At 50.7% G+C, this 15,352-nt stretch carries 12 protein-coding genes and 1 riboswitch; of the genes, 3 read left to right on the top strand and 9 right to left on the bottom strand.

Annotated features, from left to right (window positions below; translation table 11 throughout):
- Positions 1-60 precede the first annotated feature (60 nt).
- Positions 61-807, bottom strand: a complete 747-nt coding sequence (locus tag ACGG9R_RS02305) for a hypothetical protein (protein ID WP_390150961.1) — start codon at positions 805-807, stop codon at positions 61-63.
- Between the two features lie 265 nt (positions 808-1,072).
- Here ACGG9R_RS02305 and ACGG9R_RS02300 point away from each other — a divergent pair, with 265 nt between their 5' ends.
- On the top strand, positions 1,073-1,501 hold the full coding sequence (locus tag ACGG9R_RS02300; protein ID WP_390150958.1) for a universal stress protein: 429 nt from the start codon (positions 1,073-1,075) through the stop codon (positions 1,499-1,501).
- 126 nt (positions 1,502-1,627) lie between these two features.
- On the opposite strand, the gene truA is transcribed toward ACGG9R_RS02300, so the two are convergent.
- The 4 genes from truA to greA form a co-directional block, all read right to left on the bottom strand.
- Positions 1,628-2,368 carry a tRNA pseudouridine(38-40) synthase TruA gene (gene truA, locus ACGG9R_RS02295; protein WP_390150955.1) on the bottom strand — a complete coding sequence of 247 codons (741 nt, stop codon included), beginning with the start codon at positions 2,366-2,368 and terminating at the stop codon, positions 1,628-1,630.
- A gap of 453 nt (positions 2,369-2,821) precedes the next feature.
- On the bottom strand, positions 2,822-3,331 hold the full coding sequence (locus ACGG9R_RS02290; protein WP_390150952.1) for a folate family ECF transporter S component: 510 nt from the start codon (positions 3,329-3,331) through the stop codon (positions 2,822-2,824).
- 49 nt (positions 3,332-3,380) lie between these two features.
- Positions 3,381-3,508, bottom strand: a riboswitch (THF riboswitch).
- 12 nt (positions 3,509-3,520) lie between these two features.
- Entirely contained in the window at positions 3,521-5,464 is a 1,944-nt protein-coding gene (gene lysS / locus ACGG9R_RS02285) for a lysine--tRNA ligase (RefSeq protein ID WP_390150949.1), read from the bottom strand.
- 153 nt (positions 5,465-5,617) lie between these two features.
- Complete coding sequence (gene greA, locus ACGG9R_RS02280; RefSeq protein WP_022105191.1) at positions 5,618-6,094, bottom strand: transcription elongation factor GreA; 477 nt, start codon at positions 6,092-6,094, stop codon at positions 5,618-5,620.
- A gap of 928 nt (positions 6,095-7,022) precedes the next feature.
- Between greA and potE the strand changes: the two genes are divergently transcribed.
- Positions 7,023-8,363 (top strand): putrescine-ornithine antiporter, encoded by a 1,341-nt coding sequence (potE, locus tag ACGG9R_RS02275; RefSeq protein ID WP_390150945.1) that lies wholly within the window; start codon positions 7,023-7,025, stop codon positions 8,361-8,363.
- A 289-nt stretch (positions 8,364-8,652) separates the two neighbouring features.
- Here the strand turns inward: potE and ACGG9R_RS02270 are convergent, their stop codons facing one another.
- A complete protein-coding gene (locus ACGG9R_RS02270; protein WP_390150942.1) occupies positions 8,653-9,681 on the bottom strand; it encodes a uroporphyrinogen decarboxylase family protein in 1,029 nt (342 codons plus the stop codon).
- A 376-nt stretch (positions 9,682-10,057) separates the two neighbouring features.
- On the opposite strand from ACGG9R_RS02270, the gene ACGG9R_RS02265 reads away from it, so the two are divergent.
- Positions 10,058-10,972 (top strand): LysR family transcriptional regulator, encoded by a 915-nt coding sequence (locus tag ACGG9R_RS02265; RefSeq protein ID WP_022105188.1) that lies wholly within the window; start codon positions 10,058-10,060, stop codon positions 10,970-10,972.
- A gap of 262 nt (positions 10,973-11,234) precedes the next feature.
- Here the strand turns inward: ACGG9R_RS02265 and argH are convergent, their stop codons facing one another.
- The 3 genes from argH to ACGG9R_RS02250 all read right to left on the bottom strand — a co-directional run bounded on the left by argH (position 11,235) and on the right by ACGG9R_RS02250 (position 14,852).
- The gene (gene argH / locus ACGG9R_RS02260) at positions 11,235-12,662 is read right to left on the bottom strand and encodes an argininosuccinate lyase (protein ID WP_390150938.1); all 1,428 of its coding nucleotides are present in this window, start codon (positions 12,660-12,662) and stop codon (positions 11,235-11,237) included.
- On the bottom strand, positions 12,659-13,903 hold the full coding sequence (locus tag ACGG9R_RS02255; protein ID WP_390155046.1) for an argininosuccinate synthase: 1,245 nt from the start codon (positions 13,901-13,903) through the stop codon (positions 12,659-12,661). Before ACGG9R_RS02255 ends, argH begins: the two co-directional genes overlap by 4 nt.
- 271 nt (positions 13,904-14,174) lie before the next feature.
- Positions 14,175-14,852 (bottom strand): TetR/AcrR family transcriptional regulator, encoded by a 678-nt coding sequence (locus tag ACGG9R_RS02250; protein ID WP_390150935.1) that lies wholly within the window; start codon positions 14,850-14,852, stop codon positions 14,175-14,177.
- Between the last annotated feature and the right edge of the window lie 500 nt (positions 14,853-15,352).

The following is a 15,352-nucleotide window of genomic DNA, read 5'->3' as shown; positions in this document are numbered from 1 at the left end:
GCAACTGCTGCCAGATGACAGTTCGCAGATATCAGATGTCTGACTTCTGATTCCCAGGCCCTATCTCTGCAGTAAATTTGTCAATATGACCCCCGCCATCTCGTAGTCATCGATGCGGACGGCTTTCGGCATTTCTTTTCCCTTTTCGAAAAAGCGAAGAGGGCCGTGATCCAGCTCAGCATGGTCAAGATCCGCGATCTCCAAGGTGAAGGCATCCTTCTTTCCACGGAAGCCAATACGCTCCGTGGTGATCCAGAGAGCGCCATTGCTGTCTTCCTTCCAAGGACCATTGCTGGGATCCTTGAGGCTTCCCGCCCGGAAGGGCGAGTCTTTGGAAATCACCAGTCCTTTCTCATTGGTACCGGAAAGCTTCATGAGCTTGGCGGATGCGGCAAAATGAAGCGCTTCGCCCTCACGATACTTCACGCCGGCATAGTCCGGATTGATCTTCGGGAGCAGCCCCTCCTCCTGGATCTTGTAAATGGCATTGCAGCGCTTCGCGATGGTCTGATAGCGATATTTCTCCTTTTCTTTCATCATGTAGCAGGCCTCGATGAGAGACTGGTATAGCTCATAGTCCTCATCGGTCATATAGCCTTCCTGATACAGCTCTTCAAAAACCTTGTCACACGCCATCGCCTGTGCACTGGCGAGCTGCTTGTTGCTGAGGTCCTTCTCCTTCGCGTAATGGATCAGCTCTTCCAGGACATCTTCATCTAAGGCATCCTCCAACACCGCCTCTGCGAGCTTTCCCGCATAAGCGGTGATGAATTCATCTTTGTTCTTGCCAAACAGATTGAAAAACATAGTGTATCCTCCATCATGATGTTTCGGTTTCCTGTCAGCGGGCCCATCGCCTCTTCTTTGTTTATAGTCACCTGCAGTCCGCCGCTAAATTCATTTTTTCTATTATAGCCCATAAAATAATTTTTTGCTTGCAAGATATACCAAGCTTTGCAGAATCATGTTAGAATAAAATAAGAAAAGCAAGTCATTGGCAAATCAGGATCCCCTGTCAAGTCAAATGGCGGGTCTATCCCGCTTTACCTTTCATCCAAAGGAGGTACCCCAAATGGAAATCAAAAAAATTCTCGTACCGGTCGATGGTTCGGATGCTTCAAAGCGCGCCTTCAAAATGGCGATCGATGTCGCAAAGGTTCAAGGCGCTGAGCTCGTCGTCACCTGCATCGCTGATGTCAGCGAGGCTGCCTATCCGATCATGGGTGTCACTTTGGATAAAAATGGCTTCATCAATATCAAAGCCAAGGCAGAAAGACTGCTCGCTGCGCTGAAGGAAGAGATCCCGATCGAGCTTGACTATGAAGAGATCGTAGAGACCGGCATCCCGGGTGCCGCTATTACGGAGATCGTAGAGCAGCAGGGCATCGATATGGTCGTCATCGGCAACAGCGGCAAGGGCGCTGTCTCCTCCTTCGTCATGGGGAGTGTCAGTCAGTATGTCATCCACCACGTCAAATGCCCGGTACTCGTCGTGAAATAAAACAATAAAAGGGGCTGTGAAGAAATGAGGATTCATTTCTTCACAGCCCCTTTTTGTTTCTGAAAAGTCGAGCTTTTTTCAGTGAAAGGAAGGTCGGCCCATGGTGCGACGGGCCGGCACCGTCGATCACTCATACATCACCTTTTCAAGGCAAAGCCCGCAGGCAGGCGCAGTGAAGCCGGCGCGGCTGCGATCGCGAGCCGCGAGGATATCTTCCATCTCAGAGGCTCTCCTCTTCCCCTCGCCCACTTCGACAAGCGTCCCCACGAGGATACGGATCATATTCTGCAGGAAGCCATCCCCGATGAAATCCATGACCAGCTCTCCCTCCGTCACGTGAAGAGAGATCTCCTTCACATCACGCACACAGGACTTCTTCATGTGCCGATTTCCACAGAAGGACTTGAAGTCGTGCCTGCCCTCCAGAAGATGCGCGGCCTCTTCCATGGCGGGAATATCGAGCGCTTCTCCCAGCTGCCACACATAGCGCCGCGTGAATACGTTCTTTTCACTACCGATGCGAATGCGGTAACGATAGAATTTTCCTGTCGCGGAGAAACGGCTGTGAAAACGCTCACCCGCTATCCTCATGCGCGACACACCGATATCATCCGGCAGAAGACGGTTCAGCTCATCCTCCAGCTGCCTGACCGGCAGCGCCACAGAAAGCTGAACATTCGCACACTGTCCACGCGCATGGACTCCGGCATCTGTCCGTCCTGCGCCGATAACCTGCGCCTCTTCGCCCGTCAGCTTCCTGAGTGCCTTTTCCAGCTTGCCCTGGATCGTCTCTTCCGTGCGTGTCTGCCGCTGCCAGCCTTCGTAGCGGCTGCCATCATAGGAAACGATAAATGAATAGTTTGCCATAACGTTTCTCCTTACGAAATCAGAATGAGAAGTTTAAAAGCAGGGATTAGTAGCTAGGGGTTAGGGATTAGACTAGGAGACTAAGAGACATCAGACATCAGACATCAGAGCTCTGACTTCTGACTTCTATCCTCCGGCCTTCGGGCATTGCCCATATATATTCGCTGCGAAGCCGCCCCCTTCATTCCTAATTCCTCACTGCTAATTCCTCATTCGCGCAAAGCTTTCATGCAGAATCAGTGGACGGCACGCCCCAGGGGCTAACCCCGGAAGGAACGCACCACTCATAGGGCATCCAAATATCCGGCATTATATAGAATAACTTATTCGTTATTTATATAAAACTCTTCGGCGCATCCTCATTTTATGCGCCGCACCTTCACTCCTCACTCCTAATTCCTCACTCCTCACTTTGAGTCAAAGCGTTTAACAGCTTTGTTGCCTCATATCCAGTCACACCAATCCCTTGATCACCTGTTTCCCTACCGCTTTGTACACCGCGAGAAACAGTCCCACTTCCATGGGGAAGCAAAGGAGGTTCTTGATGACGCGGGACAGGAAGATGGCCGAAGCCGCCTTGTCATAGTAGAGGACCAGCCAGAGGGTATTGAGGCCCAGATGGATCAGGAGCATGACAAGAAGAAACGGCACACAGACATAGGGAAATCGGATCTCCTTATGATAGAAAAACCATCCAAACAGAAAGCCTGTCAGAAAATCAGACAGCGTGAAGCCGGGGAAGAAAATGCTCGTCCCGATGACTGCGGTACCGATGAGATTATCCAGCGCGCCCACCAGCCCTGATTTCCACGGTCCGTAGAAAGCACCGGCGAGTGCGATGGGCAGAAATCCGAAGGTGATGCGCACAAAGGGCGTCTGGATGGCAAAGACGTAGGACAAAAGCACGGCAAGCCCGGTCAGAATGCCAAGCACGACCAGCTCATGAATTTTATTTTTAGGCATGAAAAAAGACCTCCTCCTGCTTGACTTGCTACAGGAGGAAGCCTTCTGCAGCAGCGGGATGCAGCTTCCGTACCGCGAGGCGGGAAGGCGATGACGGACTCATCGCCTTCCTGTCTCTTTGTCCGAGTGACAACTCCCTGTCCACTCGGCACTTCACGCACGGAAGCTTACTCTGCCTGCTATTTTTAATTAGTACAGCTTTGCACCGGCCGGGATATGACGATCGACCATGAGGAGGTGGAGCTTTTCTTCGCCCTCTTCCTGATGGATGGCCGAGAGAAGCATGCCGCAAGAGTCGATCCCCATCATCTTCCGTGGTGGAAGGTTTGTGATCGCGATCAGTGTCTTGCCGGCCAGTTCTTCCGGTTCATAGTAAGCATGAATACCGGAGAGAATGATACGGTCTTCGCCCGTGCCATCATCCAAAACGAACTTGAGGAGCTTCTTGCTCTTCGGCACAGCGCTGCATTCCTTGACCTTGACGGCGCGGAAGTCAAACTTGCTGAAGGTATCGAAATCTACGAAATCCTGGAAGAGAGGTTCGATCTCTACCTTGGAGAAATCAATGGCTTCTTCTGCCTCTTCCATATCAGCCGCTGCGGCTTCTGCCTCTTTAGCGACCTTCTTCTCGAGCGCCGTTTCCGGTTTCATCGCCGGGAAGAGGAGGATGTCGCGAATGCTTGCAGAATTCGTCATCAGCATGAAGAGACGGTCAAGACCGATACCGAGACCGCCGGTCGGAGGCATACCATATTCGAGAGCCGTCAGGAAATCTTCATCGATCGGATGCGCTTCATCATCACCGTGCTTTCTTTCCTCGACCTGCATCTCGAAACGCTGTCTCTGGTCGATCGGGTCGTTCAATTCCGAGAAGCCGTTTGCGAGTTCACGGCCATAGATGTAGGACTCGAAGCGGATGGTATAGCGCGGATCGGCCGGGTCGAGCTTGGAGAGCGGGGAGACTTCGATCGGGTGACGGGTGATGTGGACCGGCTGGATCAGGTGTTCTTCGGCATAGGCATCGAAGCATTCTGCCAGGATCTTGCCAAAGCCATCAAATTCACTGTATTCTACATGCAGACGGTCAGCGATAGCACGTGCATCATCGATGGTTTTACATGCATCGAAGTCTTCATGGGTTGGCGTATATTTCTTCACAGCCTCCGCCATGGTGAGTCTTGGCCACGGAGCCTTGACGTCGATTTCTGTATCCTCGTACTTGAACTTGGTCGTACCGTAGGCAGCCATCGCGCAGGCTTCTACGATCTGTTCCGTCTGGTTGATGACGTCTTCGATATCCCCATAAGCCTGGTATGTTTCGATCGCGGTGAATTCCGGATTGTGGCGGGTATCCATTCCCTCGTTTCTGAAGTTTCTCGTGATCTCGAAAATTCTTTCATAACCGCCGACCAGCAGTCTCTTCAGGTAAAGCTCCGGCGCGATACGCAGATACATGGTCATATCGAGAGCATTGAAATGGGTGGTGAATGGCTTCGCATTCGCACCGCCATACAGCGGCTGGAGGACCGGGGTCTCGACTTCGAGGAAGCCGTGGTCCGTATACCACTGTCGAATGGCGCGCATCATAGCCGCACGCTTGACGAAAGTATCTTTGACTTCCGGATTGACCATGAGGTCAAGGTATCTCTGGCGATAGCGCTGTTCCTTGTCGGTGAGACCATGCCATTTTTCCGGCAGCGGACGCAGCGACTTGGACAGCATCGTGAAATGCAGGACGCGAACAGTGAGCTCACCGGTGTGGGTCTTGAAAACGACACCTTCGATACCAAGGATATCACCGAGATCGACGAGTTTAAAGAGAGCCCATTCATTTTCCGGCAGCTCATCTTTTCTGAAATAGAGCTGGATATCGCCGCTCTGGTCACGCAGGACACAGAATGCGGTCTTGCCCTGCCCGCGGCGGATCATGATACGGCCAGCGAGGCGGACATGAGTTTCATTCTTTTCGAGCTCCTCAGCCTGCTGTCTGATGTCAGATGCATGGTGATCGTAGTCAAACTTCTGACCATATGGTTCTACGCCGAGCGCACGGATCTTCTCCAGCTTTTCACGACGGATCAGCATCTGGTCATTCAGCTTTGGCCCGTTATTCTGATTCATTTTCTCTGTCATTTTTACCCTCATTTTATAAATAGCACAAAAAGGGTCCAGAGACCCATGCACCGAGAGAGGACACTTTTGAAAAAGCCCGTCCTGCCTCCGTACCTTGAATCCTGAACCCTGCATCGCCAGATAATGGCGGATTGTGCAGGATGAAAAATCATTTTAATTATCTTTGATCTCGATGACCTTGTACTTCAGTACAGCGGTCGGAGCATCCGCTTCGACGATATCGCCCGCTTTCGCGCCGACAAGGGCACGGCCGACCGGAGATTCATTGGAAATCAGTCCCTCGAAAGGATTCGACTCGGTGGAGCCGACGATGGTGACGGTTTCCTGCACATGCTCTTCCATATCTTCGATAACGACGGTAGAACCGACATCTACACGGTTCTTCGTTCCCTTTTCAATGACCTGTGCTGTACGGATCTGCTGTTCAAGCTGCTGGATGCGGCCTTCGAGGAACGCCTGTGCATTCTTCGCTTCATCGTATTCGGAGTTTTCCGAAAGGTCGCCCATGGCAATGGCTTCTTTCAGACGCTGCGCGACTTCCGCACGTTTGACACTGCGGAGTTCGTCGAGCTCCTTCTGCATATTTTCAAGGCCTTCTTTGGTGACCAGGGTACGCTGCATTTCTGCCATGACAATTTGCCTCTTTTCTGAATAATTTTATTCCTTATATGGGGGATCCCATAGAAAGTCATATTTAATAGTATATAGCAAATATAAACGGAGTGTCAAGGAAAGCGGGGACTGGTGGCCAAGCCCCACGCAGCGCTTTCATTGCCAAACGTGCAAAGCGGGTCCTATCCATGCAAAAGAGTCCCTGGGAAGGTGCGACTAGAAGGAAGAAAGCCCGTGCCTTTCGCATTATAGATTTCTTCTTTACCATAGGTAATAAAATATATTTATTCTCACTTACAAGACTCCCATTCTCATGTAGCTTATCATTTTTGTCACTGTGAGGCATTGTGGGGCAATTTCGCCCCATTTCAGGCGCTCAGAGGATAAACTGCAGAAAGAGATCCTCAGATGCAAGCGTATAGAGTTGCATATTTCAAACATGAATATGCATAATATTCACAAGCCTATTTTGGTTGAAAACCCCGGAAGGGCGATAAAAAGGGCAGTTTGAGGTTTTATGAAATTTTAGTAGGAAAAATCATGATACATTCTGATTTATCATTCCAATCCATGCCAATCCGTGATAGCTGCCATTTTCTTCTGTTTTTCTCTTTTTTCCTTTGAAGTCCTCAAAAGTTCATAGGAGTTGCTCTGAAAAAAAATATCAAATTTTTTCAAAAAAAGTCTTGTCATACGGGTTCGATTATGGTATATTGCAATAAATAAAAATTCACGCGCCCTGTTTCGGCAGTTGAGCTGCGAATCGGTCACTCTGTGATCGGTAGGTTTTCTTTATGCCCTGTTTCTTTCACCGTCATCGAAAGCAAATGGGGCTCGTGCATGCCTTGATGATTTCAGACTGCATCATCCGGAGACGTCCGGGACAACATTTTTTCCCCCATCATGACATCGTCATGAGTTGGATTAAGAAAGAAGGGAACAAACCTTGTCTAAGAGCAAAAAAATGGGAGTGGTACAGCTCACAACAGTCACAGCCATCAACATGATGGGTTCCGGTATTATTCTTCTGCCAGCGACACTGGCTGAAGTCGGGACAGTTTCTATTTTCGCCTGGATCCTCGCCTCGATCGGCGCGACCATCCTCGCGTATGCGTTTGCCAAGTGCGGCATGTTCACAAAGAAGGTCGGCGGCATGGGCGGCTATGCAGAGTATCGCTTTGGCCGATCGGGAAATTTCGTCTCTAACTTCTGCTATACGATTTCCCTCATCATTGCGAATGTTGCTATCGCAAGCGGCGTCGTCAGCTACGGCTCATATGTCTTCGGCTTTGACCTTTCGCCGGTCGAAGTCTGCCTCGCTACCATTGCTACTCTCTTTCTTGCAGCGACCATCAGTCTGGTCGGCCCGAAGAAATTTGGTAAATTCACCTCTCTCGGTGTCATCTGCGTCGTGATTCCGGTCATCGGTCTCCTCTTTGCCGGCGGTTTCTTCTTCGATGCAAACATCTACAGAGAAGCCTGGAATCCGTCCGATATGCCGTTCTATGCGGCGATGAAAGACTCCATTGCTGTCATCATCTGGGCTTTCCTTGGTCTTGAAACTGCCTGTGCCAATTCTGATACGGTAGAAAACCCGGAAAAGAACGTACCGATCGCAGTCCTCGCCGGGACACTTCTCGCCGGTGCCTGCTACACCACCTCGACGGCTATCATCGGTGGACTCGTACCTTACCAGCAGCTCATGGTCTCTGGTGCGCCCTTTGGCCTTGCGTATGCCTCCATGTTTGGCGACACTGTCGGCCACATCGTTTCCTGCATGCTCGTCTGCTCCTGCTTCGTCTCTCTGACCGCATGGCAGTTCACTGTATCGGAAGTTGCTCGTGAAGCCTCCAGCATCGGCCTTTTCCCGCGCTTCCTCTCCACGGTCAACAAATTCCGTTCGCCTTATGTAGCGATCGCCTGCCTCTTCGGCATCCAGCTCTGCATGACGCTCGCTACCATCAGCCCGACTCTCCTGAAGCAGTTCAACATTCTGATCAACCTCGCGGTCATGATCAATCTCATCCCTTATCTTCTCGCGATGGGTGCTGTCTCTGATCTGCAGAAAGCGGAAAGCGTACCGATAGAAAAAGCTAAGATCGCAAACATCGCTGCTATCATCGGCGGCATCTACAGTGTATATGCGGTTTACGGCTGCGGCTGGACCGTCATTCTGGAAGGTGCCTTCGTCACCGCTATGAGTTACGTGATCTACGCGATCGTTTCGCCAAAGCTCCGCTACACCACAGCACAGATCTCCACCTTTCCACCGATGGAAAAGAAATAAATAAGATAAAAAAACTCCCGACAAAATCGGGAGTTTTTTTATTGCCAGATGCAGAGTGAGCCCAAGGGGCGGATCGTTCCTTGGATTCCGTTTGAAAGCTCTGCTCAAATGAGGAATGAAGGTGGCGGCTTCGCCGCGAATATATATGAGTCGATGCCCGAAGGCTTCTTGATAACAGGCTTCCTGTTTTAGCTCTTTCTAACATCGTCCGATGAGCCGCGAATAACAAAGATTTCTCGCTTCGCTCGAAATGACAATACGAGAGAGTCAGATGTCTCCCAGTCACTAGTCACCAGTCATTAGTCCCCAATAGTTTCGTTTCTATTTCTCCCTTGGCCTTCCTGACGAAGGAAAGCATATCTGGATCCAGCGGATAGCGGATGACGCAGCCGGGCGAGAGAATGACATGGCGGCCGCCCGTCTCTCTAAGCGTCTCATAGATCTGGTGCTCGATCTCATTCTTATGTCCGTCAGTGATATCCATGCGTTCAAGGCCGGCCATGATGCACTTACCGGTCATGACCTGCGCCTCGTGGATGCCCGGCAGAGATTCAAAGGCATGCCAGTTGAAAATCTGAACGGGGTATTTCCGAAGCAGAGGGAACATGATGTGCTTTCCATGGGCATGCAGCACATTGCACCAGCCCTGCGAAGCGGAAAGAACCGCGATATCATAGGGCATGCCGTACTCTTTGTAGAGATCCTCCTTCACCAGATCATAGGAGGAGAGCTGCGTCGCAAAGAAAATGCCATCCGCGCCCAGCTCGATGACGCGCTGGACGAGGGCGCAGGTGGTCTCTGTGATGGCAGTCAGAGCTGCCTTCACTTGCTCTCCATGGCCGGAAGCGATGTGCTCCATCATGTGCGGACACAGTTTGTTTGCCGTAGTCAGCGGACTGAAGACAGTGAAAATGACAGGCACTTCGCCATTGGTCTTCTTCAGCAGTCTCTTCAGGTAGTCCTGCTCACGAGCCAGCGCCCCCTCATGGAGTGAGACCGGCTTGACTTTCAGCCAGTCTTCCGGCGTATGGACCGGAGTGGAAATGATTTTCGCCACGCCGCCTCTTTCAATGTCTGAATAATCGACTGTCACGCCGAAATCTTCGACGCTGTACATCCCGTTATTCATCGTCTTCAAGATATCGACGTCATAGGTCTTATAGAAATCATAGGTATGTTCCGCATTCGCTGCGGGATCGAGATCGATCATCGGCAGATAAGACCACAGCGAGTATGGTACACGGTCTACTGCATCTCCACGAATGGCGGCAGCGATGCGTTCTGCCTTCGTCATAGGGGCAGTTTTTTTCCTCTTCATAGAAAAGCTCCTTTCCAAAATGCTATTATTTTCCCTATTATACTATAAATGAAGGGGAGGTTTAAGAACGCGGGCTTCCGAGTGAACCAAGACTTTATCTATCGATTCATTGCCTGTTATCTATGAATAAGTCACTTCCATTGACCATGTATTCCTTCCCGTTATCTTTCTTATGCCCGACAGTTCTTGATGATTTTAGCTCCCATGAATGTGCGGGACTTTTTTGAACCGCAAGACAGCCGATATCTCTTTGAGGATTCTTAAATTTCAGTGCATAAGAAGAAAGATTGATTGATAATTTCCATATGTAAGAGTATAATACTTATAAGTGATATTCGATTTTTTGTTTTTTCTATCAATCATTTGGGGGATCTCCATGAAATTGACATTGCTCGCCCTGAGCTATTTCCAAAAGACAGCCGAGCTGCAGCACCTGACGCGCGCAGCAGAAGCCCTTCACATTTCCCAGCCGTCCCTGTCCCATACCATCAAGGTACTTGAGACAGAGCTCGGCGTACCGCTCTTTTCCCGAAGCGGTCGAAACATCGTCCTCACAAGATATGGCGAGATCCTGCTTCGCCATACGAACCGCATCATGCAGGAGCTGCACGGCGCGCAGAAGGAGCTGGCTGATACCAAGGAAGCACAAAAACTCACCGTCACCATTTCTCTTTTCGCGGCTTCTATGATCATTCCTGCTTTCCTCACCCGTTTCCGTCAGGAGCATCCGGATATCCGTTTCGAGATCCTGCAGCAGCACAATAAGCCGGGGCAACAGAACCAGAATCATGTGGATCTCTTCCTGTCCTCCTCCATCAATCCGATCGAGAATGACCACTCTGTGACGCTCCTCAAGGAAGACATCATGCTGGCTATGCCGGATACGGATCCGCATGCCAGAAAATCATCTGTCAATCTGGATGAATTTGAGAAAGCGGGATTCATTTCTCTGGAAGCAGGCTCTTCCCTTCGTACCATCACAGACTTCTACTGCCGCATGGCAGGCTTTGTCCCACACGTGGTACTCGAGAGCGACAGCCCGATGACGGTACGTGAATTCATCCGCGCCGGCCTCGGTGTATCCTTCGCGCCGCGCATCACATGGCACGGTGTCGGCGGCGACCATGTCGCGCTGGTGCCGATCTCCTCTCCGAGCTGCTCGCGCTACATCAGCCTTTCGTGGAAAAAAGGCGAGAAGCTCTCTCCCCCGGCAGATATGCTGAAGCGCTATATCATCGAGAATTTCTCTGACTTCGCCAGAGAATATGCCGGACTTCCGCCGGAAAGATAAGAAAAAAAGAAGGCATCTTCTTTCTGGTGCCTTCTTTTTTAGTGATCGCGCGGCTCACCAGATCCGATAAAAGCATATCCTGCCATATGAGAGAGCCGCCACCATGCCCCGCCCTTCTCACAAGCAAAAAGCCCATCAGACGATGGGCTTTTTGCTTGTGAAATTGTCTATACCAGGCGGGAACGCCGTGGTTACATCAATGAGGCAGTTCAGAGAAACGTGATTTCTAATCCCTAGCTGCTAATCCCTAGTCACCAGTCACTCATCCAAGAAACGCCATTTCCTCTTTCCAAGACGCGGACATTTCTTTCATCTTAGCGATCATGTCCCCTGCGTGTATCTGCTGACGTTCTACGGACTTCGGCCCTGTGCCGCCGTAGCTTTCACGGTTCTTCACGCAGTTTTCGATAGAGAGGGCTTCTTTGATATCTTCTTCAAAGAGCGGGCTCATGGATCTGAATTCCTCCATGGAGAGATCCAGAAGAACCTTATGGTGCTCGATGCAGTAGTGGACCGCATTTCCGACGACGGCATGCGCCTGACGGAAAGGCAGGCCTTTCTTCGCAAGGTAGTCTGCCATGTCGGTCGCATTCGAGAAGTCGCTTTCAAGGACTTGGCGGGTGTGATCGCCATTGACAGTCATGGTGGAGATCATGCCGGCATAGATGTCGAGGGCGAAGTACAGGGTATCCAAGGCATCAAAGACGCCTTCCTTATCTTCCTGCATGTCCTTGTCATAGGCCAGCGGCAGACCCTTCATGACGGTCAGAAGACCGATGAGGTGTCCATAGACACGGCCGGTTTTGCCGCGAATGAGCTCACACATGTCCGGATTCTTCTTCTGCGGCATGATAGAGCTGCCTGTGGAGTATCCGTCATCAAGCTCGATGAACTGGAATTCGCTGGTGGACCAGTAGATGAATTCTTCCGACAGACGCGAGAGATGCATCGCACAGATCGATGCGAAGGAGAGAAACTGGAGAAGGTAGTCGCGATCCGAGACCGCATCGAGGCTGTTTCCATAGACGGAGGCGAAGTGAAGGTCATTCGCTTCTTCCTCGGGATGTGTCGGGTACGTGGTCCCTGCCAGCGCACAGGCGCCGATCGGCGACATGTCACACATATCGTAGCAGTCTTCGAGACGCTTGAAGTCACGCTCGAGCATCGCAAAGTACGCGAGCATGTGATGAGCGAAGAGGACCGGCTGCGCGCGCTGCATGTGGGTGTAGCCCGGCAGGATGACGTCCTGATATTTCTTGGAAGCAGCGAGGAGGGCTTCTAAGACGGCGATGAGCTTTTCAGACAGGCGCGCGATATTTCTCTTCATATACATATGGAGATCCAGCGCGCACTGGTCATTGCGGCTTCTCGCCGTATGGAGGCGGGCGCCGGCATCACCGATCTCCTCGGTGAGACGTTTTTCGATATTCATATGAATATCTTCGAGTTCGACGGAGAAAGGGAATGTCCCTTCATCGATCTCTTTTTTGATAGAGAGAAGACCCTTGGTGATCTTTTCCTGATCCTCTTTGGAAATGATCCCATGAGCCGCCAGCATTTTTGCATGGGCGATAGAGCCGGCGATATCTTCACGATACATGCGGCAGTCATAGGAAATGGATGCATTGAAATCCAGTGCATTCTTTTCCTCTGCCTTCGTGAAGCGTCCGCCCCACATCATATCACTCATTTTGCATTCTTCTCCTTCATGAGGGCACGGATGGTGAGCGGCAGACCGAAGAGGTTGATGAAGCCTTCTGCATCTGCCTGATTGTATACATCATCTTCACCGAAGGTGACGAATTCTTCATTATACAGGGAATACGGGCTTTCTGCGCCATTGGACATGATGTTGCCCTTGTAGAGGCGAAGGGTGACTTTGCCGGTCACGGTTTCAGAGGTCTTGTCAGCGAAGGCCTGCAGTGCTTCGCGCAGCGGTGCGAACCACATCCCGTCATATACGAGCTCCGAGTATTTTACAGCAGCGATTTCTTTGAAATGGAAGGTCGCGCGGTCAAGGCAGAGGCGTTCCAGTTCGGTGTGTGCGTAGAAAAGGATGGAGCCGCATGGGTTTTCATAGACGCCGCGGGACTTCATGCCGACGAGGCGGTTTTCTACGAGGTCATCGATGCCGATGCCGTTGCGTGCGCCGATGGCGTTCAGTGTATTCACGAGCTCTACGCCGTCCATCTTCTTGCCATTGACAGCGGTCGGGATGCCTTTTTCAAAATCAATGGTGACGATCTCCGGCTTATCCGGAGCTTCTTCCGGATCGCAGGTGACGAGGTACATATCCTTGTGCGGCGCATTTGCCGGATTTTCCAGATCATCGCCTTCATGGGACAGATGCCACATGTTCCAGTCCATGGAGTATGGGTATTTCTGTGCAGCCTTTTCTTCATCAGTCTGCTTTTCATCATACTTGTCGATCGGCACACCATGTGCTTCTGCATAAGCCATTTCATCTTCACGGGACTTCATATCCCAGATACGCCATGGAGCGATGATCTTCATGTGCGGAGCCAGTGCTTTGATGGTGAGTTCGAAACGAACCTGGTCATTGCCTTTGCCGGTCGCGCCGTGGCAGATGGCATCAGCGCCATATTTCTTTGCCATGTCGACGAGGCATTTGCCGATCAGTGGACGAGCGAAGGAGGTACCGAGCAGGTACTTGCCTTCATAACGGCCATCTGCCTGAAGGACTTTGTATGCATATTCTTCAATGAATTCTTTGCGAACATCAAGAGTCTCTGCATATTCAGCGCCGGATGCGAGCGCCTTCTTGTGGATGGCTTCGAAGTCTTCCGGCTGTCCCAGATTTACGGTGCAGGCAATGACTTCACAGCCATAGGTTTCTTTCAGCCACGGAATGATAACGGAGGTATCCAGACCACCAGAATATGCAAGAACTACTTTTTTTACGCTTTTAATATCTGTCATGATAATGCCGCCTTTCAAAATAATATAGACAATTTCATCAGCCCTTTCACATGGGCTTGTTTGACGATGTGATAATTATACAGCGTTGTGCATAAAATTGCAATAGCTTTTGTGAAACTTTTTTCAAATAAAAAACGTGAGAGACTCTATCTCTCACGCTTTGGGATCGCTATCCATTTGTCTATTGGCTGAGGCGGCGCCCTGGGGCGGCCTTCGGTCACCAGTCACAGATCCATCGGGAGCCTCACTCACTATCCCCGCCCTATGACTGATGCACGCTGTCAAGGATCACTTCGATGATCTCGCTGCATTCATCCTCGATCTCCAGCATAAAGGAATACAGGTCTTTGATATCCCGTTTCTTCAGCCCGAGAGACAGCAGGATGAGGGAGGCAAGCTCTCTTCGAAGCACACGGACAGGACCGGTACGGTCAAAGTCGAAGGCTTGCATATAGCCGAGCATGGCGCCTTTGGAAAGGAGCATGCGTGCATAATATTCATCCGGCTTCAGATAGCCCATACAGTCTGCCTCTGCGAGGTAGTGATCTGCGAGATCCAGATGCGTATGGAGCAGGGCTTCGAAAATCTTTGGCTCCGTATAGGCTTCATAGTAGAGTTCACGGAAAACAGATTTCTTCTCGATCGCATACAGCTCGACCGCCAGGATCGCTGCATAGTGATATTCCAGCGGTTTATCAGAGAAGCGCTTCTCCACCTCATCCACGATCACCTGGCAAAGTTCATTCGTAATGGCCGAGAAAACAGCGTCTTTATTCTCAAACAGATTGTAGATACTGCCCGAGGTGATCCCGGACTCCTGTACGATCTGGCGAATGGTTGTCTTTTTATACCCCTGTTCCAAAAAAAGTCTTTTAGCGGTGTTAAGAATATTCGCACGAACGCCCACCATACGTTCTGCTCTTGTTGCTGCCTGTGCCATGATTATGTCCCCTTTTCATGAACAATGAGGCCAAACTCCGAATGGCCCCGAAAACTCAAAAATCAACTCTCCCCCAAATAAGGGTACACTATTTCAAATGTATCTGGTTAATTATAAAATATAATAAAACGAATTGTCAATTTAACAAATAAGAAAATCTGCCAGACGGGACTGATTTTCATCGGGAGGATCAGAAACCCCGCCTCCGGCATGCATGCGCCGAGCCGCTTTTCTTTTGATCGATCAGAAAATCTTTTCCTGCACGGGGCATGGGACGTGGAAGTACATGAAGCTAAGGTCAGTCATCCATCAGAAAAATGCAATAGAAAAAGAGCGGGAAATTAGGGGAGACCCGCTCTTTTCTGCCTGCGCTCTTGTGAAGGCGATGGGATGTCATCGGGGCTATGGGGAAAGCGGGAAACCATGATATAGGGGTATACCATGGCGGGATGACTCGCCAGACACGCGAAACGCAGGCAATGGTTTGCTTTAAGACACAG

It is taken from the genome of Dialister sp. i34-0019-2H8, assembly GCF_042846925.1.
In the GTDB taxonomy this organism is placed as follows: Bacteria; Bacillota; Negativicutes; order Veillonellales; family Dialisteraceae; genus Dialister.
This window is presented reverse-complemented; position numbering and strand designations above follow the sequence as displayed.